The following is a 326-nucleotide window of genomic DNA, read 5'->3' on the forward strand; positions in this document are numbered from 1 at the left end:
TCGGCGTGAGCAACTTCCAGACCGGCCTGCTGTCTGCGGTGCCTTTCTTGTTTGGCGCCGTCGGGATGGTGCTGCTGAGCCGCAACTCCGACCGCACATTGAAGCGTCGGGAGCACGTTTGCTTTGCCATGTTCCTCGCCGCGGTCGGCCTTGCGGGCGCGGGCCTCGTCTCCGCGCCCGCGCTGGTGCTGGGCTTGCTCTGCCTGAGCCAGATCGGCGTCTCCGCAACGCCTCCACTGCTGTGGCCAGTACCGAGCGCCTTCCTGACGGGCACTTCGGCTGCGGCCGGGATCGCCGCGATCAATGCGCTCGGCAATCTGTCCGGC

The 326-nt window shown here is 67.8% G+C and carries 1 pseudogene; it reads left to right on the forward strand.

The window, feature by feature from the left end:
• Positions 1-326: pseudogene (locus tag ACZXDY_RS46610) on the forward strand (MFS transporter); the annotation flags it as partial.

It is taken from the genome of Bradyrhizobium sp. LeoB3 (assembly GCF_055456055.1).